21 protein-coding genes are annotated in these 18,712 nt (G+C 62.0%); 12 read left to right on the forward strand and 9 right to left on the reverse strand.

Going from position 1 to position 18,712, the window contains the following annotated elements:
* Window positions 1-56: 56 nt before the first annotated feature.
* Window positions 57-272: a hypothetical protein gene (locus NA619_RS11405; RefSeq protein WP_255961979.1), complete on the forward strand. Its 216-nt coding sequence runs from the start codon at window positions 57-59 to the stop codon at window positions 270-272.
* A gap of 7 nt (window positions 273-279) precedes the next feature.
* Here the strand turns inward: NA619_RS11405 and mdtD are convergent, their stop codons facing one another.
* Window positions 280-1,689, reverse strand: a complete 1,410-nt coding sequence (gene mdtD / locus NA619_RS11410) for a multidrug transporter subunit MdtD (RefSeq protein ID WP_255961980.1) — start codon at window positions 1,687-1,689, stop codon at window positions 280-282.
* Between the two features lie 319 nt (window positions 1,690-2,008).
* On the opposite strand from mdtD, the gene NA619_RS11415 reads away from it, so the two are divergent.
* The 5 genes from NA619_RS11415 (at window position 2,009) to NA619_RS11435 (ending at window position 5,941) form a co-directional block, all read left to right on the forward strand.
* Window positions 2,009-2,542, forward strand: a complete 534-nt coding sequence (locus NA619_RS11415; protein WP_255961982.1) for an iron transporter — start codon at window positions 2,009-2,011, stop codon at window positions 2,540-2,542.
* 13 nt (window positions 2,543-2,555) lie between these two features.
* A complete protein-coding gene (locus tag NA619_RS11420; RefSeq protein ID WP_255961984.1) occupies window positions 2,556-2,888 on the forward strand; it encodes a cupredoxin domain-containing protein in 333 nt (110 codons plus the stop codon).
* A gap of 87 nt (window positions 2,889-2,975) precedes the next feature.
* Window positions 2,976-3,833 carry an FTR1 family iron permease gene (locus tag NA619_RS11425; protein ID WP_255961985.1) on the forward strand — a complete coding sequence of 286 codons (858 nt, stop codon included), beginning with the start codon at window positions 2,976-2,978 and terminating at the stop codon, window positions 3,831-3,833.
* Window positions 3,830-5,212, forward strand: coding sequence for a 4Fe-4S binding protein (locus tag NA619_RS11430; protein WP_255961986.1), 1,383 nt, complete (start codon window positions 3,830-3,832; stop codon window positions 5,210-5,212). Before NA619_RS11425 ends, NA619_RS11430 begins: the two co-directional genes overlap by 4 nt.
* Window positions 5,213-5,482: 270 nt before the next feature.
* On the forward strand, window positions 5,483-5,941 hold the full coding sequence (locus tag NA619_RS11435; protein ID WP_255961987.1) for a GNAT family N-acetyltransferase: 459 nt from the start codon (window positions 5,483-5,485) through the stop codon (window positions 5,939-5,941).
* 593 nt (window positions 5,942-6,534) lie between these two features.
* Here NA619_RS11435 and NA619_RS11440 read toward each other — a convergent pair.
* From NA619_RS11440 to NA619_RS11450, 3 genes are all read right to left on the reverse strand, one after another.
* A complete protein-coding gene (locus NA619_RS11440) occupies window positions 6,535-7,230 on the reverse strand; it encodes an anaerobic ribonucleoside-triphosphate reductase activating protein (protein WP_255961988.1) in 696 nt (231 codons plus the stop codon).
* A complete protein-coding gene (nrdD, locus tag NA619_RS11445) occupies window positions 7,227-7,394 on the reverse strand; it encodes an anaerobic ribonucleoside-triphosphate reductase (RefSeq protein ID WP_255961989.1) in 168 nt (55 codons plus the stop codon). The genes NA619_RS11440 and nrdD overlap by 4 nt, the downstream gene beginning before the upstream one ends.
* Before the next feature lie 154 nt (window positions 7,395-7,548).
* Window positions 7,549-9,555, reverse strand: coding sequence for a ribonucleoside triphosphate reductase (locus tag NA619_RS11450; protein ID WP_255961990.1), 2,007 nt, complete (start codon window positions 9,553-9,555; stop codon window positions 7,549-7,551).
* A 235-nt stretch (window positions 9,556-9,790) separates the two neighbouring features.
* Here NA619_RS11450 and NA619_RS11455 point away from each other — a divergent pair, with 235 nt between their 5' ends.
* Both NA619_RS11455 and NA619_RS11460 read left to right on the forward strand, forming a co-directional pair.
* Window positions 9,791-10,468, forward strand: a complete 678-nt coding sequence (locus NA619_RS11455; RefSeq protein ID WP_255961991.1) for a Crp/Fnr family transcriptional regulator — start codon at window positions 9,791-9,793, stop codon at window positions 10,466-10,468.
* 97 nt (window positions 10,469-10,565) lie between these two features.
* Window positions 10,566-10,961, forward strand: a complete 396-nt coding sequence (locus NA619_RS11460; RefSeq protein ID WP_255961992.1) for a putative zinc-binding protein — start codon at window positions 10,566-10,568, stop codon at window positions 10,959-10,961.
* Window positions 10,962-11,004: 43 nt separating this feature from the next.
* On the opposite strand, the gene ubiT is transcribed toward NA619_RS11460, so the two are convergent.
* The 5 genes from ubiT to norR all read right to left on the reverse strand — a co-directional run bounded on the left by ubiT (window position 11,005) and on the right by norR (window position 15,637).
* Window positions 11,005-11,499, reverse strand: a complete 495-nt coding sequence (gene ubiT / locus NA619_RS11465; RefSeq protein ID WP_255961993.1) for a ubiquinone anaerobic biosynthesis accessory factor UbiT — start codon at window positions 11,497-11,499, stop codon at window positions 11,005-11,007.
* Window positions 11,493-12,383 (reverse strand): U32 family peptidase, encoded by an 891-nt coding sequence (locus tag NA619_RS11470; protein ID WP_255961994.1) that lies wholly within the window; start codon window positions 12,381-12,383, stop codon window positions 11,493-11,495. The genes ubiT and NA619_RS11470 overlap by 7 nt, the downstream gene beginning before the upstream one ends.
* A gap of 23 nt (window positions 12,384-12,406) precedes the next feature.
* Entirely contained in the window at window positions 12,407-13,402 is a 996-nt protein-coding gene (gene ubiU / locus NA619_RS11475) for a ubiquinone anaerobic biosynthesis protein UbiU (RefSeq protein WP_255961996.1), read from the reverse strand.
* Window positions 13,403-13,784: 382 nt separating this feature from the next.
* A complete protein-coding gene (locus NA619_RS11480; protein WP_122165809.1) occupies window positions 13,785-13,994 on the reverse strand; it encodes a hypothetical protein in 210 nt (69 codons plus the stop codon).
* Window positions 13,995-14,107: 113 nt separating this feature from the next.
* Window positions 14,108-15,637, reverse strand: a complete 1,530-nt coding sequence (norR, locus tag NA619_RS11485; RefSeq protein ID WP_255961997.1) for a nitric oxide reductase transcriptional regulator NorR — start codon at window positions 15,635-15,637, stop codon at window positions 14,108-14,110.
* Window positions 15,638-15,786: 149 nt separating this feature from the next.
* On the opposite strand from norR, the gene ytfE reads away from it, so the two are divergent.
* The 4 genes from ytfE to NA619_RS11505 all read left to right on the forward strand — a co-directional run bounded on the left by ytfE (window position 15,787) and on the right by NA619_RS11505 (window position 18,305).
* Window positions 15,787-16,458 (forward strand): iron-sulfur cluster repair protein YtfE, encoded by a 672-nt coding sequence (ytfE, locus tag NA619_RS11490; protein ID WP_255961998.1) that lies wholly within the window; start codon window positions 15,787-15,789, stop codon window positions 16,456-16,458.
* A 55-nt stretch (window positions 16,459-16,513) separates the two neighbouring features.
* Window positions 16,514-17,023 carry a DnrO protein gene (locus NA619_RS11495; protein ID WP_255961999.1) on the forward strand — a complete coding sequence of 170 codons (510 nt, stop codon included), beginning with the start codon at window positions 16,514-16,516 and terminating at the stop codon, window positions 17,021-17,023.
* Window positions 17,024-17,285: 262 nt separating this feature from the next.
* Window positions 17,286-17,969, forward strand: a complete 684-nt coding sequence (locus tag NA619_RS11500) for a Crp/Fnr family transcriptional regulator (RefSeq protein WP_255962000.1) — start codon at window positions 17,286-17,288, stop codon at window positions 17,967-17,969.
* A 144-nt stretch (window positions 17,970-18,113) separates the two neighbouring features.
* Entirely contained in the window at window positions 18,114-18,305 is a 192-nt protein-coding gene (locus tag NA619_RS11505; RefSeq protein ID WP_255962001.1) for a DnrP protein, read from the forward strand.
* The last annotated feature ends 407 nt before the right edge of the window (window positions 18,306-18,712 follow it).

Consider the following 18,712-nt stretch of genomic DNA (forward strand, 5'->3'; position numbering starts at 1 on the left):
CATCACGGCTGCAGAGGCGCAGCCATTCTTCTGAATCGAGCACGAGCCTGCTAACCATGTCTTCCGAAAAACTCTACACCATTGTCCTGGAGCACAGCCTGGAGGTACTTCTCGAGGCCGCCACGATGGAGCAGGTCGAGGCGTTCTGGGATGCGTATGACACGCGCTACTTTGGTCTGCGCATGGAGGAAGAGAACAGCCACCACGCGCGCGTGATCGTGACTGATGAAATCCCCGAGGAGGAGGAGGAGGCCGAGCTCTGCATCGGCTGACCCCACGTCATTCCTCGTCGATAAGTCGCGCTGCCATGGTCTGCTTGCTGTCCAGCTGAAAGAACAATGTTGCAGCCAGCATCGACATCGCACCGATGCAAAGGAACGTCAGGTGGAAGGCGTCCAGCACCGCCTCCCCGTCTGCTCCCGGCACGGTGAAGCCACCCAACAGCGCTCCCGCCGACGCTACACCCAGACTCATCGACAGCTGTACCACGACCGAGAGCAGGCTGTTGCCGCTGCTGGCGTTCTGGTTGCTGAGCCCGACCAGGGTCACGGTATTCATCGCAGTGAACTGCATCGAATTGACCATACCGATCAGGCTAAGGTGCACCAGCAGCAGCGCTGTAGCCGTGTCAGCGTCGATGGTCGCCAGACTCGCGATCAGGCTGCCCAGTAGCAGCGTGTTGCCGATCAGGATGCGCCGATAGCCGAGGCGATCAATCAGCGGCTTCGCCAAAGGCTTGATTGCCATCGCGCCGAGGGCCAGCGGGATCATTGTCATACCGGCCTGCGCCGGCGAATATCCCAGCGCAACCTGCAGCAATAACGGCAGCAAAAACGGCAATGCGCCGCTGCCCAGCCGGGCGAACAGGTTGCCGAAGATGCCGACAGCAAAGCTTCTGGTATGGAACAGCGTTGGGCTGAACAGGGGTTTATCGATGTGCCCGGCGCGAAGCCAATAAGCGGCCAGGCATGCAGCGCCGATCACCATCAGCAGCAGAACGCGTGCATGCGGCATATGCATCTCGCCGAGGCCTTCGAGGGCGATGGTTATCAGCACCATCGCACCGCCGAACAGCAGAAAACCCACGGTATCGAAGCGGATCCGCTCGGCGCTTTTCAGATCTGGCATGAACCGGAACGCTGCGATGCAGCCGATCAAACCCACCGGCAGGTTGATCAGGAATATCCAGTGCCAGGATGCGTATTCCACCAGCCAGCCGCCCAGTGTGGGGCCAATCAGTGGACCGACCATTCCCGGCAGCGCGATAAAGGTCATCACCCGCACGAATTCGCTTCGCGGGTAGGCCCGCAATATCACCAAGCGCCCCACCGGCAGCATCAGCGCGCCGCCCACCGCCTGCACGATCCGCGACATCACCAGCTGGTTGAAGCTATCGCTGATCGCGCAGAGTAACGAGCCAAGCGTGAACAGCAGAATGGCGGAGAAGAATATCCGCCGCGTGCCGAAACGATCCGCCATCCATCCGGACGCCGGTATCAGCAAGGCCACCGTCAGCATGTAGGCGATGATCACGCCCTGCATGCGCAACGGGTCTTCGGCGAGATCGCGTGCCATGGCCGGCAACGCAGTGTTGAGAATGGTGCCGTCGAGGGTCTGCATGAAGAACGCAATGGCGACCAGCCAGGGCAACACACGGGCAGTTCGAGCGTCCAGCACAGCGGTTTGCATGAAATCTCCCGGCTCGAAAAAATGCCTATGGTAGGCGATGCCAGACCCGAGTTGCCGCAGAAAAAGGACATCCGTTACTCACTCGGTACATCACCAAGCAGGAAATGCGCAGCGTCATCAGGGTGTGACAACGCAACGCACCATAACGCCTTCAGCACCCATGAGCCGCGCGCTTGAGCGGTTCAGCCCCCGCCTTCGACCCGCAATCCGGGTATACGTAACAAACTATTTCCTACAGAATTGACGCGAATCATTATCGTTAACCCTCGCGAATGCGAACCTCTGTTCGTCATTCCACAACGCCCCTTCTGGAGGCCTCATGCGCATTCCCGCAACACTCGCCATCGCTTCGTTGCTCCTCACTCCCCTCGCTCAGGCCAAGGAGTACCCCATCGGTGAACCTCAGCAATGCGGCGGTATGGAAGTCGGTGCGGTGTATCTGCAACCGGTCGAGATGGAGCCCGCAGGCATGATGCTCGATGCCGCCAAATCCGACGTTCACCTTGAAGCCGACATCGCTGCGACCGAAGACAACCGTAACGGCTGGCAGGAAGGCAGCTTCGTCTCTTACCTGAACATCCGCTATTCGCTGAGCAAGAAAGGCTCGGACGAGAAGATCGAAGGCGACTTCCATCCGATGGTCGCCAACGACGGGCCGCACTACGGCGACAACGTCAAGCTGATGGGTCCAGGCAAGTACTCGCTGACCTTCACCATTTCCCCGCCGGGCGGTGATCACGCCATGTTCGGCCGTCACGTAGACAAGGAAACCGGCGTCGCCCCCTGGTTCGAACGCTGCGAGCTGAACTACGAGTTCACCTACGCCGGCATCGGCAAGAAAGGCGGTTACTGAGCCGGAGGTCAGCATGCGACGCGTCCTGCTTCCTGCCCTCGCCCTGCTCGCTGCTGGCTTTGCCGGCGGCGCCCAGGCCGGGCTGCCCACCTACGAGCTGACCATTCGCGACGGCCACTTCGAGCCGGCAACCATCGAGGTACCGGCTCGCCAGCGCTTCAAGATCGTCGTGATCAATGCCGGCTCCGGCCCAACCGAATTCGAGAGCACGCCCCTGCGGGTAGAAAAGGTGCTCTCGCCCGGCGTCACCTCGTTTGTGGTTATCCATCCGCTCAAGCCGGGCCGCTACCCCTTCTTTGACGAATTTCACATGGATCTCCCGGAAGGGGAAATCATCGCCAAGTAGTTCCCATGGTCTGCCGGGCCGTGGCGTCGTGACAGGGATGCGAGACGCCACAGCCAAACCGTCAGGCCATACATCTGGAGACACGACATGGGCCAATCAATGTTCATCGTCTGGCGCGAAAGCGTCGAGGCCCTGCTGGTCATCGGCATTCTGCATGCCTGGCTGAGTCAGCAACCGGACAATCGCCACGCGCTGCGCATGCTCTGGGGCGGCGTGGTCGCCGGGCTGGGCCTGGCTTCGTTGCTGGGCTGGGGCATCCTCAGCGCAGGTGACTGGCTGGCAGGCCCGGCAGGTGAATGGTTCCTGTGCGCCATGCTGCTGGTCGCCAGCCTGCTGATCCTGCAGATGGTCGGCTGGATGCATCATCACGGGCGCGACCTCAAGCGCAACCTGATCGACAACGCCGCTGCAAAGCTCAGCCAGGGCAGCGGCGTCGGGCTGCTGGTGCTGGCGATGTTGGCAGTGGCTCGCGAAGGCAGTGAAACCGTGGTGTTTCTCTACGGCATCGGTCACCAGCAACAAGGCTCGGACCTGACCGGTTTCGTCATCGGGGGCGTGCTCGGGTTCGTGCTCGCGTTGGCTAGCTATTTCGCTCTGCAGGCCGGTAGCCGGCTGTTCTCCTGGAAACGCTTCTTCGCTGTCAGCGAAGCGCTTTTGCTGTTGCTCGGTGCAGCCCTGCTGATGGCCGGGCTGGACCGTTTCAGTGGGCAGTTGATGGGCATGGATGTGCCTGAATTCTTCTATACATTTCTTGGTGATCCGCTGTGGGACACCTCAGCACTGCTCGATGACGGCGGCACGCTGGGCAGCACCATCGCCGGACTGACCGGTTACCGCGCCATGCCCTCCACGGCAGCGGTAGGGCTAACAGCACTTTACTGGCCGGCAGTCTGGCTCTGGTTGAGACCACGCGCGCAACCCCGGCTGGAGGCTCAGCCCGCATGATTGCCGCCTCGTCGTGGCTGGCGCGGGCGGGTGACCTGCTGCGCCAGCATGCCCGAACCATCCGGCTGATTCAGTGGCTGGTGGTGGGTTTCTATCTGGTGCTGCTGCTGGTTCCAGCGTTTCTTTCGCTGCCGCCCTCCGAGGCGCGCATGCTCGACAGCGTTACGGTGTTCGCCCAGTTCTTGTTCTGGGGGCTCTGGTGGCCGTTCGTGCTGCTTTCGATGGTGCTGTTCGGGCGCCTCTGGTGCGGTGTGCTCTGCCCTGAAGGTTCGCTCAGCGAATGGATCAGCTGGCGTGGGCTGAACAAGCGCACCCCGCAGTGGATCCGCTGGAGCGGCTGGCCGACCATCGCGTTCGTGCTGACCACGGTGTATGGCCAGCTGATCAGCGTTTATGACTATGGCCAGGCCGCAGCGCTGATCCTTGGCGGCTCCACCGTAGCGGCGATGGTGGTGGGCTTTCTGTACGGCCGCGGCAAACGCGTCTGGTGCCGTCACCTGTGCCCGGTCAGCGGTGTATTCGGGCTGCTGGCGCGGCTGGCGCCGGTCTATTACAAGGTCGATGAAGAGCGCTGGCAGGCCAATCAGGGCCCGCATTTGCCGACTCCGAACTGCGCGCCACTGATCGACATTAGGCGGATGAAGGGCAACAGCGAGTGCCACGCCTGCGGCCGTTGCAGCGGTCAGCGTGGCGCGGTCACGCTGGCGGCGCGCTCGCCTAACGCCGAGATCATCATTGCCAGTGACCAAGGTGCGCGCGAGCATCAGCACTGGGACAGCACCCTGCTGCTGTTCGGCATGATCGGCCTGGCCATGGGCGCCTTCCAGTGGACGGTCAGCCCCTGGTTCATCACCCTCAAGCAGACGGCTGCCGAGTGGCTGGTGGATCGCGAGATCTTCTGGCCGCTGGAGGCAAACGCGCCCTGGTGGCTGCTGACTCACTACCCACAAGCCAACGACGCCTTCACCTGGCTCGATGGCGCGGCGATCCTCACCTATATCGGCGCTTGCTCACTGCTGATCGGCGGCGCGCTTTGGCTGTTGCTGCGTGCCGCAGTGCGCCTGATGAACCGTGATGATCGAGTATTCCAACACCTGGCCCTCACGCTGACGCCGCTGGGCGGAGCCGGGCTGTTCCTCGGCCTCTCGGCGACGACCGTCAAACTGCTGCGCTACGAAGGCTTCATCCTGGCCTGGGCGCAACCCGCCAGAGCGCTGTTGCTGGCGGGCGCCATCGCCTGGAGCCTTTATCTGGCCTGGCGCGTGATCAGCCGCTATGGCTCCGATGGTCTGCATCGGCTGTCGGCGTTTGGTTGCGTGGGGTTGGCCACAGCGGTGGTTGGTTACGGCTGGTACCTGCAGTTCTGGGGTTGGAGCTGATTTCTACAATCCGAACGGTGGGCTGAAGCCCACCCTACTTGGCTGCAGCTGGAGCCGGGCGCCACGTAGGATGGCGTTGAGCGAAGCGATACCCATCGTTATCGCAGCCCACCCAGCCCGCCGGCGCTAGCACCTGAATTAACAGTCTATGCAGGACTTCGGCGAGCGCCTCGGGTCTCTCCAGCCACAGGGTCGGCGAGGCCGCTGCCACGGATTGCAAGCAGCGTGATGCGCGGGATACCTTGCAGCATTCCTCTGCGAGTCAGCGCCATGCCAATCAACTGGATCTGCAAACACCATTCCGAACTCGACACGCAGCAGCTCTACGCAATTCTTCGTCTGCGCGCGGAAGTCTTCGTGGTCGAACAACAATGCGTGTACCTGGATGTGGACGGCCAGGACTTGCTGGGCGACACCCACCACCTGATGGCTTGGCAAGCGCAACAATTGGTCGCCTACCTGCGCCTGCTCGATCCGATCCAGCAAGGCGGCGACGTGGTCATCGGCCGCGTCGTCACCGCGCCTTCGGTACGCAGCCAAGGCATCGGCCGTGAATTGATGGTGCAAGCACTGGAGCATGCCGAGAGATATTGGCCGGGCGAGCCGATCTACCTGTCAGCTCAGGCCCACCTGCAAGGCTATTACGGCCGTTACGGCTTCGAACCGGTGGGCGAGGTGTATCTCGAGGACGGGATTCCGCACATTGGCATGCGCCGGGATCTCGGATAAATCACGCAGAAGGCCGATTGGGACCCAGCATCGTCTGGCAACTGGATAACAAGACCGGCTGCCGCCAAAGGGACAGGCCTGAAGGCTGTATCTGGTCAGAAGCTAATCGGCCCATGGCGCTAAGGGACCGTAGACCGTTCACGCAGAACGGTGGGCTGAAGCCCACCCTAACTGACTGATCGTCAGTCCCATCCCTTGTAGGAGCCAGCTTGCTGGCGATCTTTGTCGAGCGACTTAAAAGCCGTGCAATCATCCTGATTGCGAGCGAGCTCGCTCCTACGAAAAGCAGCCTGTGAGTGCCGTTCCCTGAAGGCTGTACTGACAAGAAGGTAATCGGCCGCACGGCGCCCAAGGGGCCGTGAATCGTCCACGCAGAACGGTGGGCTGAAGCCCACCCCACCTGACTACGGCTGGTATCTGCAGTTCTGTGGTTGGAGTTGATCGTCAGTGCTACCCCTGTAGGAGCCAGCTTGCTGGCGATCTTTGTTCAGCGACTTAAGAGCCGTGCAAGCACCCTGATCGCGAGCAAGCTCGCTCCTACGAAAAGCCCGCAATGCCGCAATGCCGCAATGCCGCAATGACGACCTTCTCCCTTACCCCCGCAGCACGAACGACGGAAACAGGCGCCCCATCCGGTCCCACAGCTTCTGCTGGTCATACGGCGGACGGCTATCGGCAAGGGAATCGTCGAGCATTCGAGCGGTGCGCACGCATTGCACGGCAAAGCGTTCGACACCCAGAGCACGCAGCCGCTGAGCCATGTCCCAGAGTCGGTCGGCATCGAACAGCTGCCAGTGCACCGTGGTTCTGCATTCGTGGGCAACGTTGCTTTCCAGCAGGTGCTCAAGGCTTTCCCAGTTGGCCTTGCCGCTGCCCTCGACACCAGTGATCAGCGTGCTGTGCTCGGGCAATGCCTTGATATCGAAGCCCACCCAATCCACCAGCGGTAGCACCTGATTGAACAGTCTGGGCTTGATCCCGGCGCTGTGCAGTCCGATCTTGAAGCCCATCGCGCGGACTTCTGCGATCGCCTCGGGTAGCGCCAGCTGCAGGGTCGGCTCGCCGCCGCTGAAGACAACCGCCTCCAGCAACCCGACCCGCTCTCGCAGAAAGCACAGAATGTCTTCCCAAGGCTTTTCCTGCTCACCGCAGGCCGGGATCAGTCCTGGATTGTGGCAATAGCGACAGCGCCAACCGCAGCCCTGGCAGAACAGCACGCAGGCCAGATGATCGGGAAAATCCAGTGTGGTCAGGGGGACTAGCCCCCCGACCCTCAGTCTCGCGTTCACGCAACGCTTACCCGCGCCGCCTGTTCGGTGAAATGCGTGCGCTCCCGATGCTCCGACTGTTTGCCGGGATTGAAGGCGGTAACCGGGCGGTGATAGCCCATGACGCGAGTCCAGACTTCACAGCGCTGGCGTTGGGCTTCGGGTAGTTGAGTGGCTTGGGTCATGTGTCGCTCCTTCAGTAGTGGATGGTTTGTTGTAGGGGCTAGGGTCGATGCGTCGGCTGACGCATCAGGTGATCGCCAGCAAGCTGGCTCCTACAGGTTGGTCCTTGTGCATCTATGCCGCAGCGCGCAACCGAGGCGCCCCAGCCCCACTGACTTAGGCGCAGCAGCTTTGTTGCTTGGCGATAAGCACCTCGTCGCATTTCGGGCAGAACTCGTGTTCGCCGCTCAGGTAGCCGTGCACCGGGCAGATGGAAAACGTCGGGGTAATGGTCAGGTAAGGCAGGCGGAACCGGCCGAGTGCTTTGCGAACCAGGTTCTTGCAGGCCTGCGCCGAGGAGATCTGCTCGGCCATGTACAGGTGCAACACCGTGCCGCCGGTGTACTTGGTCTGCAGCTCGTCCTGTAGCGCCAGTGCTTCGAAGGGATCGTCGGTAAAGCCAACCGGAAGCTGCGAGGAATTGGTGTAGTACGGCGCGTCCGCTGATCCGGCCTGAAGAATGTCCGGGAAGCGTTTGCGGTCCTCTTTGGCGAATCGGTAGGTCGTGCCTTCGGCGGGCGTCGCTTCGAGGTTGTAGAGGTGGCCGGTCTCTTCCTGAAAGCGCACCAGCACCGCGCGAACATGATCGAGCAGCTCGATGGCCATGGCGCGGCCTGCCGGCGTGTGAATCCCCTCGGCATCTTCGGTGAGGTTGCGGACCATCTCGTGCAGACCATTCACACCGATGGTGGAGAAATGGTTGCGCAGCGTGCCGAGGTAGCGCTTGGTGTAGGGATAGAGCCCGGCATCCATGTGATGCTGGATCACCTTGCGCTTGACCTCGAGGCTTTGCATCGCCATCTCGAGCAGTGCATCGAGATGCTCGAAGAGCCCCTTGCGATCACCCTGATGCAGATAGCCCAGCCGCGCGCAGTTGATGGTCACCACGCCCAGCGATCCGGTCTGCTCAGCGGACCCGAACAAGCCGCCGCCACGCTTGAGCAGCTCGCGCACGTCCAGCTGCAGCCGGCAGCACATCGAACGCACCTGGTTGGGCTGCATGTCCGAGTTGAGAAAGTTCTGGAAGTACGGCAGACCGTAGCGCGCCGTCATCTCGAACAAGCGGTCAGCGTTTTCGCTATCCCAGGGGAAATCGTGAGTGATGTTGTAAGTCGGGATCGGAAACGTGAAAACCCGGCCCAGCCCGTCGCCCGCCTGCATCACTTCGATATACGCACGGTTGATCAGCTCCATCTCGGCCTGCAGGTCGCCATAGGCGAACGGCATCTCTTCGCCGCCGATGTACGGAATCTGCTCGCGCAGGTCTTCCGGGCAGACCCAATCGAAAGTCAGGTTGGTGAACGGCGTCTGCGTGCCCCAGCGCGACGGCACGTTGAGGTTGTAGATGAATTCCTGAATGGCCTGGCGAATCTCGGCAAAGCCCAGGTTGTCCTTGCGCACGAACGGTGCGAGGTAGGTGTCGAAGGAGCTGAACGCCTGAGCGCCGGCCCACTCGTTCTGCAGCGTGCCAAGAAAGTTGACCATCTGCCCCAAGGCGCTCGACAGATGCCTGGGTGGCCCTGCCTCGACGCGTCCTGGAATTCCGTTGAAGCCTTCATTGAGCAAGGTACGCAGCGACCAGCCGGCGCAGTAGCCGGCCAGCATGTCCAGATCATGGATATGCAGGTCGCCTTCGCGGTGCGCCGTGCCAATCTCCGGGCTGTAGACCTCATCCAGCCAGTAGTTGGCCGTGACCTTGCCCGAAACGTTGAGGATCAGCCCGCCGAGCGAATAGCCCTGATTGGCGTTGGCACGCACGCGCCAGTCCTCGCGGGAAAGGTATTCGTTCATCGATGAGGCGACATCGACGATCGCCTTGTGGTCGCGGCGCAGCCGGCCATGCTGCTCACGGTAGACGATATAGGCCCGTGCAGTCCCGTAATGGCCAGCCTCCATCAAGACACGCTCAACCGCATCCTGAGCCTGTTCCACCTCCACTACCCGCTGCGTCAGGCGTGTCAGTACATGAGCGGCCAGCGTCTGGGCCGTGACCTGATCGAGCTCGCCTGTGGCCAGGCCGGCAGCCTCGATGGCGGCGCCAATCTTTTCCAGCTCGAAGGGCACCAGACGCCCATCCCGCTTGCGCAACGACACCGGTCGATTAACTTGATCAAGCCCCAGCATTACGCCTCCATCACCATATGTAGTTAAAACAGACTGGTTAAACACAAGATGATGGGGAATGTAGGCAATTGCGGCAGAGAACGAATTGACCATCGTCAATTCGACCCGGATGTATTTCAAAGGACGCGGCAAGCGGCGGTGGCCGGCAATCTTGTCCGTGATCAAGGAGGCAGGTGGACGCGTGCTTCTAGGATGCAATCTCGAACAATCCCGGACGCGTACCGGTGGAGGAAACATGCTGACCGAAACATCCCTCGTTGCGGACCTTCGCCGGCACCACCTGTTCAGCCGGCTACCCGAGGCGGCGCTGCAGGAAGTGTGCACCTCCGCCAATCTCAAGCGACTACCTGCTGGCGCCTCGCTGTTTCATCAAGGCGACAAAGCCGAGCGTTTCTACTTTCTCTTCAGCGGCCAGGTGAAATTGCATCGGGTGGTCTGCGATGGCCAGGAAAAACTGGTAGAGGTCATCCGGGCTGGCGAATCCTTCGCCGAAGCCTTGCTGTTCACCGGCGCGCCGAACTATCCCGTCAGTGCCACGGCGCTCAAGGCCAGCCTCGTCGCCAGCCTCAACGGCCCGCACTACCGACGCATGCTCGAACAGCACCCGAGCATCTGCCTGGACATACTCGGCACCCTGAGCATCCGCCTGCATCAGCGCCTGAACGAGATCGACACCCTGACACTGGCCAACGCCAGCCATCGTGTGGTGCGCTTTCTCTACCAGTCGCAGGAGGACGACAGCGGCGTGGTGACTCTTGATGTACCCAAGCGTTTGATCGCCTCCAAGCTGGGCATCCAGCCGGAGACCTTTTCGCGCATCCTGCACCGCCTGATCGAGTCGGGAATGATCAGCGTGCAGCGACGACGCATCGAGATTCTCGACAGCCGGGGCCTCGCCGCCTATCACGATTGATCTGCGGCGGATTGCCCCAGCTTCTTGATGATCGTCATGGGTCACCAGGCGTTCGCCCGAGATACTGCCGTCAGTCTTTTCTGATCGGGAGAACAACATGACCACGCCTCGCCTGCCCCTGGTGTATTCCTGTTCGGGCTGCTCCAACGTCGCGCAACTGGCCAACACCCTCGCGGTGCGGCTCGACCGCGCCGGGCTGGCAGAAATGTCCTGCATCGCCGGTGTGGGCGGACGGGTCAGTTCGCTGGTCAACAAAGCCAACTCTGGCCGGCCGATCCTGGCAATCGACGGTTGTCCGCTGCACTGCGCACGCGCCTGCCTGGCCCAGCACGGCGTGATCGCCGACGTCCACATCACGCTCAGCAGCTACGGCCTGCGCAAGCGCTATCGGGACGACTGTTCCGAGGCCGAAGCGAACGCGCTTTTCGAAGACATGTGCAACATCATCGCCAGCGACCGCATGAAGCCGCGGCATCGGCTGCATTCGGTCTAACGCAGGGCTGGGCAGGCGAACATCGGCGGCTCGACACATCCAATCACGCGTTCGCCGGCTGCGCACGGCCGGCTTGAGCCACCTCTTCCCCAGCGCCTTGCAGTAGCTTCCACAGCCACGGCGGCAGCATGTCCGGGTCCAGGCTGTCGATCAGGTTCTTGATTGCCAGGCCCAGTTCAGTGTCGCCTTCGATCACCAGCCGTCGCCGGAAGAACAAGGTGTCCGGGTCCTCCTGACGGCTGGCGAGCAGCAGAAATTCCCGCCAGTTGCCGCGTATGGTCACCTGCACGGCGGCCTGCTCGGTGATGCGCAGTTTCTGACGGTCGCACGTCAGGCACCAGGCGAGCTTAAGATCGGCGACTTCGAGCCGCATCCAGTTACCTTCAAGCGCCTCGAACGCCCCCTCGGCCAGCGGCTCCGCAAAGACTTGATTGAGGCTGCGCTCGAGCGCAATGCGTTGCAGCAGAAACGGCGTTCGCGCCGCCAGCGGCAGCAGATGCTCGCTCAGCTTTAGGAGGTGTGCACGGGGCTTCAGCATAATCCGGCCTCCTCGGCACGCAGCATCCCAGGCTGGCCGTGCCAGTAGCCGTTGCAACCGTCCACGGCGAGCGGCGGCAGACCGCCATTGCGAACCGCGTCGAATGCCTGCACGACCTCGATCATGCCCGATGCGCGCGGGCTCAAACGCAGCAGGTCGGCACCACTGTCCACCAGGGCAGGATAATCAGCCAGCAGGTTACTAACCGAAGCCGACATGGTCTGGATGCCATTGATAGTGAACAGCGCCTCGCCTTCCTGGCTCAGCAGCGGGATGCCTTCTGGGTAGTTTTGGCAGCAGAACTGGCAATCATCCTTTGGCCGATTCTCCGCACGGGCCGTGAAGCAGCGGGCCGAATAGGCCAGCGGCAGATGACCGTAGGCAAATATCTCGATCTCCGGCATCGCGACACCCAGCTGGGACAGCTGCTCGCGGGCGCTGCTGATCATCGCTCCGGAAATTTCCACCGGCGGCACCCAGCGCCGCATGCCGCTGTTGACCAATTCAGCCAGCGCATAGCCGTTGTAGAGATTCAGTGCCGGGCCACCGACAAAGGGCAATCGCTTCTCGGACAGGTACTGCACGGCGCCCATGTCATTGGCTTCTACCAGCAGCTCACCGTTGTCGCAGAGCCGCCGCAGGCTGGATAGCTCGGACGCGGCCTCGACCAGCGTCAGGCCGGACAGCACCAATTCGGCGCTCGACTGCTGCGCCAGCTCGCGCGCCAGCCCGAGCCAGTCGTCCAAACCCATGTCACGCCGCTTGGAGCAGACGGTTTCGCCGAGATAGATGACATCCAGCGACATGCCCACCATGTCGGCGTAGAAGTCCAATGTTTGCTGGCGATCCCAGTAAAACAGCACGGGCCCGAGGCTGAGCTTCATGATTGATTCCTTGCAGAAGTGAGTTACTGCCACGCGCGGTGGTAGGCGCCGAGAGTCGTTTGCGAGCCTTCCGAGAGTCCGTCAAGCACCTCGCGCCAGCCAGGCTGCACGGCATAACGCTGGGGCGCCCGCAGGTAGGCATCCAGCGCTGATCGCCAGACGCGGGTGACCTGCTCGACGTACGCCGGGCTGCGCTGCCGGCCTTCAATCTTCATGGCGGTCACACCAATGCTGGCAAGCTCGGGGATCAGGTCCAGGGTATTGAGGCTGGTGGGTTCTTCCAGCGCATGAAAGCGTTGGCCATTGACCATGAAGCGACCCTTGCACAAGGTCGGGTAGCCGGCAGACTCGCCCTCGGCGTAGCGGTCGATCAGCACATTGTTCAACCGCGAGGTCAGGCCCTCGGGCTCCTCGCTCCAACGCACCGCCTTGGCCGGGGAGCACACGCCACAGAGGTTCGGCGATTCGCCTGTGAGGTAGGAGGATAGGTGGCAACGTCCTTCGGCCATGATGCACAGGCTGCCGAACGCGAAGACTTCGATGGGCACCGGGCTGCCGGCAGCCACCTGTTTGACCTGCTTGAGCGACAGCACCCGCGGCAGCACTGCGCGTTTGATGTTGTAGCGCTGCTGATAGAAGGCCAACGCGGCGGCATTGGTCGCCGACCCCTGAACTGAAAGGTGCAGATTCAGTTGCGGGTGACGCTTGGCCGCGTAACCGAGCACGCCGGGATCAGCCGCGATCAATGCATCGACGCCCAGGTCGGCCGCCTGATCCACCGAGCGCTGCCAGCGCGCCCACCCCTCCGGCTGGGCATAGGTATTGACGGCGATATAGAGCTGACGACCTTTCTCGCGGATCAGTTGCAGCCCCTTGTCGAGCTGCTTGGCATCCATGTTGAGGCCGGCAAAATGACGGGCATTGGTGTCGTCGCGAAATCCGACATAAACCGCGTCGGCACCCTGCTGAACGGCAGCCTTGAGCGCGGGCAGGCTACCTGCTGGACAAACCAAGTGCATGGCAACTCCTAGACATGCGAACTCATGCGCACCGCATCAGTAACAGCGGTGGCCGTCCGGGTCGGACGGAAAGCGGGCAGTCTAGGTAGGCCTCACCCGACGGGCATTGATAAAGGTCAAGGGTGACACGGCGGGCGAAAGCGAGGACGAGCGGGTGCTGCTGGAAACGCCTGGACGGGGGAAAAGGCGTGAAGTGCGCTCGTGAGCGATACCTTTGCCCAATGGGCGAGTAAGTTCGCTGCCTGCTCGGCGTCGGCGCTACAACCGTAGCCCCGATGCCGAGATTGCATCCAGCGACTCACAGCTCCTCCGAGGGGAAGATCTGGCTACCGAAATTCTATTCGCTGGGCACCCGCAAGCAGGCGCGGACTTCACGACGTCTTCAGACCCCCTCGCTACCTTCGAACTCTTCTGTGGCCCGGGCAACTGCCTGCCGCCAGTCTCCCGACTCTTCGGCCAGCATGCGCATGGCCTTGAGGCTGGCTTCGAACGCCTGCTGGTAGTGCTGTGGATTGTTCTCGCTGGCGGCCCGATCAGCATGCGCCTGGGCCTCTGTCAGTAGTGTTTGAAACTGGTCACGGTCCAAAGCCATGGGAATCTCCTCGATCATAGTGGTTGGATCTTAGACCACCACGACGCTCGGACGTCCCGGCCGCTTGGCGGTGCGGCCTGCCGACCTTGCCCGTTCCGGCCCTGGCATCTAGATCATTTCAGCTTGAGCCGTCTTGCCAGCTTGTGCAGGTTGCTGGAGTCGACTTCGAGCAAGCGCGCAGCCTTTGCCCAGTTCTCACCGCTGGCCTCCAGCGCCCGCACGATGGCCTGGCGCTGAGCATTGTCGACAGCCTCACGCAAGGAGACGATTTCTGCCTCGGTCGGCACCGGCGGCGTATCGGCCAGCGGCACCAGTGCGCCGGTGTGCTCGCTGTCCAGATCCAGCAGGTCCGGCTCCAGAGTCAGAATATCGCTGCGCGACGCCCCCCGGCTGAGCAGGCGCAGGGCGGCACGGCTGATCACATGTTCCAGCTCCCGAACGTTGCCCGGCCAGGCGTAGCCGAGCAATGCACGCTCGGCGGCTGGCGACAGGCGCATGCTGCGCAGCCCTAGCCGCGCACGATTGAGCTCCAGGAAGTAGCCGGCCAGGATCAGCACATCGTTGTCGCGCTCGCGCAACGGCGGAATCGGTGCCGGATAAACGGACAGGCGGTGATAGAGATCAGCGCGAAAATGGCCGTCACGCACGCTTTCGCGAAGGTTGCGATTGGTGGCCGCGATGATGCGGACATCCACCTGACGCGGCTTGTCGGCGCCGAGGCGCTGGATCTCGCCGTTCTGCAACGTGCGCAGCAATTTGGCCTGAACCACCAGCGGCAGCTCGCCCACTTCGTCCAGCAGCAGGGTCCCGCCGTTGGCCGCATCGAAGCGTCCCGGTCGGTCGGTGGTCGCGCCTGAAAACGCACCCTTTACGTGCCCGAACAGCTCGCTCTCAGCCAGGGATTCAGGCAGCGCGGCGCAGTTGACCAGCACCAGCGGCTTATTGCGCCGGCGGGAATGTCGATGCAGCCAGCGTGCAAACAGCTCCTTGCCGACACCGGTTTCGCCAAGCAGGAGCACCGGCAATTCGGAATCGGCCACCACTTCCAGTTCACGTAGCAGCTCGCGGATTACTACGCTCTGCCCGAGGATTTCACCGTCCCCCGGGAGCGGAGTGGTTTCCAGTACGTCACTGCGGGCCAGACGCAGACCGCGGTTCTCATGTTCGAGACGGGTGATGCGGATAGCGGCCTCGATGACCAGCGTGTAGCGCTGCAGATCGCGCCGCGCATCGTCATCGAAGGTGCCCGCATGCAGTGCATCGAGGGTCAGCGCGCCCCACAGCTTGCCCTCGACGTACAGGCTGACGCCCATGCAGTCATGCACCGGCAACGGCTCACCCACATGGGCATCGAGCAGCCCGTCATAGGGATCGGACAAGCGGCTATCGGGCTCGAACCAGGTGGGCTCGCGCTGCGAAAGGATGGCAGCCAGACGTGGATGCTGAGCAACGACGAAGCGCCTGCCGAGCGCCTCTTTCACCAGCCCTACCGCTGCCAACGGACGCAGCGTGTCGTCATCCAGGCGCAACAACACTACCGCGCCACAGCGAAAGCGCTGATGCAGCGTATGCACCAGGCGTTGCAGGCGAACCGCATTCGGCAACTCGGTCACAAGGTCGGCTAGCAGCGCTTCTTCCATCATGGTTCTGAATACCCTCAAGGTTTTAATAACCCTATACCTTTCAGGTAAATTTCACCAACAGAGTATTTTTAGCTAAAACAATCAATAACTTAGAGATGGCACAAGGCTTGCGATGTACATGTGGATCTTTCACTCACGGATACGCAACCATGACGACCGCGCTTACCGAGCAAACCCTGGGCAGCCTGGCTTGCCTTATCCCTGGTGCGACCCGCGTGTTTCGCCAGTACAAACTGGACTTCTGTTGCGGCGGCAACACGCCGCTTCGCGATGCTGCCTTGCAGCGCAATCTCGATGCCCAGGCGATCGCCGACGAGCTCGCCTCGCTGACAACGAACCCTGAGTCAGACCCTGACTGGCGCAACACATCGGCAAGCGAGCTGATCGAATTCATCCTCGCGCGTTATCACGAGCGGCACCGCGACCAGCTCCCCGAGCTGATTCGCCTGGCCAACCGCGTCGAACAGGTGCATGGCAACAAGGCAGACTGCCCGGTCGGGCTCGCCGAACACCTGTGGAACATGCAGCAGGAGCTCGAAAGCCACATGCTCAAGGAAGAGCAGATCCTCTTTCCGATGTTGAGACGCAACGTTCAACTGCCGCAGACCCAGGGGCCGATCGCCGTCATGCGCTACGAGCACGATCAGCACGGCGCTGCACTGGCGCGCCTGGCCGAGCTGACCAACGACATCACCCCGCCGGCAAACGCCTGCAACACATGGCGCGCGCTCTATCGCGGGCTCGAGGAGTTACGCGGAGATCTCATGCAGCACATCCACCTGGAGAACAACATTCTGTTCGCCCAGGCCGCCGCACAGTAAAGCCAGGCCATCATTGCGAGCCCTGGCGCCCGCCCCTGCTGTACCGGAGGTGAATATGAAAGCAGTCATCCAACCCATGGCCTGGGGTCTCGCCATGGCCTCGATGCTGGCACTGGCCAGTGGTGTAGCACTTGATGTGGTCGTGGGCAGCACGCAAGCGGCTGTCATGCATGACGACCATGCTACCCATGCCGCGCCGCCTACCGGGGATCATCAGCAGTGGCCAACCGATGCAGCGCTGCGCACTGGCATGACGCGCCTGCGCGAAGCGGTCGACCGTGCAATGCCAGTCGATCCGGCGGAGACGCTGGATGAGCGCCAGGCGCTGCGGTTGAAGAAGGAGGTCGAGGACAGCGTCTCCTACTTGATCGCCAACTGCGAGCTGTCCGAGCAGGCGGACGCGGCGCTGCACGGACTGCTCGCCGATCTGCTCAAAGGCGCGAAAGCACTGGCCGAGCCCACTGAGCGGGCAGCGGGATCCCGGCAGATCGTTGACGCGCTGCAGCACTACCCAGCCCTGTTCGCCCCACCGCACTGGAGCGGCCAGCTCGAAGCGGCGCATTGAATGCCGGTCCGCCCAGGGCCTGCCGCTCGTATGCTTACCTGTCCACCCCTCTCCACCGAGGGTGGGCTAGGTAAATCTGCAAGGCCAGGCAGTCATTCGACCCGTCCTGCATCAATACTTGGGGCATGGCAATTGGGCTAGGCTCTGTAAGGACAAATAACTGCGCTGCGGTGACATCGCTTACGGCGACCCGCTGCCAGTCAACTTTGCGCACCGCCGCTCACAGGCGGGCAGCTAATTATTAGAAACAGGATGCCTTTGCATGGTGCTTCACCGCGTACACAACCAGATCCTCCGCAGCCACCACCTCTTCGAACCCCTGAATGACGAACAGATGGACGAGCTGATGGGCGCGAGCCAGCTGCTCAATCTCGACAAGGGCGACAACCTCTTTCACCAGGGCGAACCGGCTCATGCCTTCTACTTCGTGATTTCCGGCGCGATCAAGATCTACCGGCTGACTCCGGACGGGCAGGAAAAGGTGTTCGAAGTCATTGGCAACCGCCAGACCTTCGCCGAAGCCATGATGCTGATGGACACGCCCAACTACGTCGCCTCGGCCCAGGCCGTATGCCCGACGCAGGTGTACCGCTTCTCTAACGCGGCGTACATGCGCCTGTTGGAAGCGAACCAGAAGCTGTCATTCGCTCTGCTCGGCAAACTGAGCGTGCGCCTGCATCAGCGCATCAATGAGATCGAGACGCTGTCGCTGAAGAACGCCACCCACCGCGTAGTGCGCTATCTGATGACGCAGCTGGCGCGATTGAAGGACGAAGGCAACAGCTTTGAACTGCCGATGGCCAAGCAGCTGATCGCCGGCCATCTGTCGATCCAGCCGGAAACCTTTTCACGGATCATCCGCCGCCTGATCGACGAGGAGATCATCACGCAGGAAGGTCGACAGATCACCGTGCTCGACCGACAGCGGCTGGAACAATTCGAGTGATGGAAGCCGCGCCGCGGGTTTCCTTTCTGCTCCGCAGGCCCTTGCGCGGCGCAGTTCAAGCGGCTTTTTCCAGTGGTTGATTGCGGTCAATCTGAAACCGGCATGGCGCATGGCAAGCTGCATGTAGATAAAGAGGATGCCGCCATGCCCAATTGCTTGTACTGCCAGCAACCCAACCCGCCGCAGGAAGCCGAGTGCAGCAACTGCGGCATGCCCCTCCCCGCCCATGCCGACACCGCCGGCGAACGGCGCCAGCGCAATTTCTTATGGTTCTGCATCGGCCTCACCATCTTCTGCGCGGTGATGATCGTCTGGCTACCGCGTAATCTCTTCTAGGCCGAATGGCCAGGCATGCTCCGGCCGTAGGGTGGTTCACGCCCCGCCGCTCCACCGGGCAACCCCACGGTGGATGTAAAAAGCGACATCCACCCTACGGAACAAGATGGGGCGATCTGTAGGGCGGGCGTCAGCCCACCGGTGGTATGAAGGTCCGTAGGGTGGATCACGCCCCACCGATCCACTGGGCAACGCCACGGTGGATGTAAAATCGACATCCACCCTACGGAACTGACCTAACGCGCTCGTCTTTCAGCTGAACACCCAGCTAACCCGTAGGAGCCAGCTCGCTGGCGATCCAAAGTAGCGGGATGCACCTAACCTCTCAGCGGCCCGAACCCGCCTGATCGCCAGCAAGCTGGCTCCTACAAAAGGCAACGCAGCGGTAGGGTTTGCGGTGCGCTGCC

Source organism: Stutzerimonas stutzeri (assembly GCF_024448895.1).
Lineage (GTDB): Bacteria > Pseudomonadota > Gammaproteobacteria > Pseudomonadales > Pseudomonadaceae > Stutzerimonas > Stutzerimonas stutzeri_Q.

Coding starts and splice junctions, on each gene's coding strand:
- NA619_RS11480 (WP_122165809.1), bottom strand. CDS start 13,994: ATGGCTTTGGACCGTGACCAGTTTCAAACACTACTGACAGAGGCCCAG.
- NA619_RS11425 (WP_255961985.1), top strand. CDS start 2,976: ATGGGCCAATCAATGTTCATCGTCTGGCGCGAAAGCGTCGAGGCCCTG.
- NA619_RS11405 (WP_255961979.1), top strand. CDS start 57: ATGTCTTCCGAAAAACTCTACACCATTGTCCTGGAGCACAGCCTGGAG.
- NA619_RS11450 (WP_255961990.1), bottom strand. CDS start 9,555: ATGCTGGGGCTTGATCAAGTTAATCGACCGGTGTCGTTGCGCAAGCGG.
- NA619_RS11420 (WP_255961984.1), top strand. CDS start 2,556: ATGCGACGCGTCCTGCTTCCTGCCCTCGCCCTGCTCGCTGCTGGCTTT.
- NA619_RS11415 (WP_255961982.1), top strand. CDS start 2,009: ATGCGCATTCCCGCAACACTCGCCATCGCTTCGTTGCTCCTCACTCCC.
- NA619_RS11435 (WP_255961987.1), top strand. CDS start 5,483: ATGCCAATCAACTGGATCTGCAAACACCATTCCGAACTCGACACGCAG.
- NA619_RS11460 (WP_255961992.1), top strand. CDS start 10,566: ATGACCACGCCTCGCCTGCCCCTGGTGTATTCCTGTTCGGGCTGCTCC.
- ytfE (WP_255961998.1), top strand. CDS start 15,787: ATGACGACCGCGCTTACCGAGCAAACCCTGGGCAGCCTGGCTTGCCTT.
- NA619_RS11470 (WP_255961994.1), bottom strand. CDS start 12,383: ATGAAGCTCAGCCTCGGGCCCGTGCTGTTTTACTGGGATCGCCAGCAA.
- ubiU (WP_255961996.1), bottom strand. CDS start 13,402: ATGCACTTGGTTTGTCCAGCAGGTAGCCTGCCCGCGCTCAAGGCTGCC.
- NA619_RS11495 (WP_255961999.1), top strand. CDS start 16,514: ATGAAAGCAGTCATCCAACCCATGGCCTGGGGTCTCGCCATGGCCTCG.
- NA619_RS11500 (WP_255962000.1), top strand. CDS start 17,286: ATGGTGCTTCACCGCGTACACAACCAGATCCTCCGCAGCCACCACCTC.
- NA619_RS11505 (WP_255962001.1), top strand. CDS start 18,114: ATGCCCAATTGCTTGTACTGCCAGCAACCCAACCCGCCGCAGGAAGCC.
- norR (WP_255961997.1), bottom strand. CDS start 15,637: ATGATGGAAGAAGCGCTGCTAGCCGACCTTGTGACCGAGTTGCCGAAT.
- nrdD (WP_255961989.1), bottom strand. CDS start 7,394: ATGACCCAAGCCACTCAACTACCCGAAGCCCAACGCCAGCGCTGTGAA.
- ubiT (WP_255961993.1), bottom strand. CDS start 11,499: ATGCTGAAGCCCCGTGCACACCTCCTAAAGCTGAGCGAGCATCTGCTG.
- NA619_RS11430 (WP_255961986.1), top strand. CDS start 3,830: ATGATTGCCGCCTCGTCGTGGCTGGCGCGGGCGGGTGACCTGCTGCGC.
- NA619_RS11455 (WP_255961991.1), top strand. CDS start 9,791: ATGCTGACCGAAACATCCCTCGTTGCGGACCTTCGCCGGCACCACCTG.
- mdtD (WP_255961980.1), bottom strand. CDS start 1,689: ATGCAAACCGCTGTGCTGGACGCTCGAACTGCCCGTGTGTTGCCCTGG.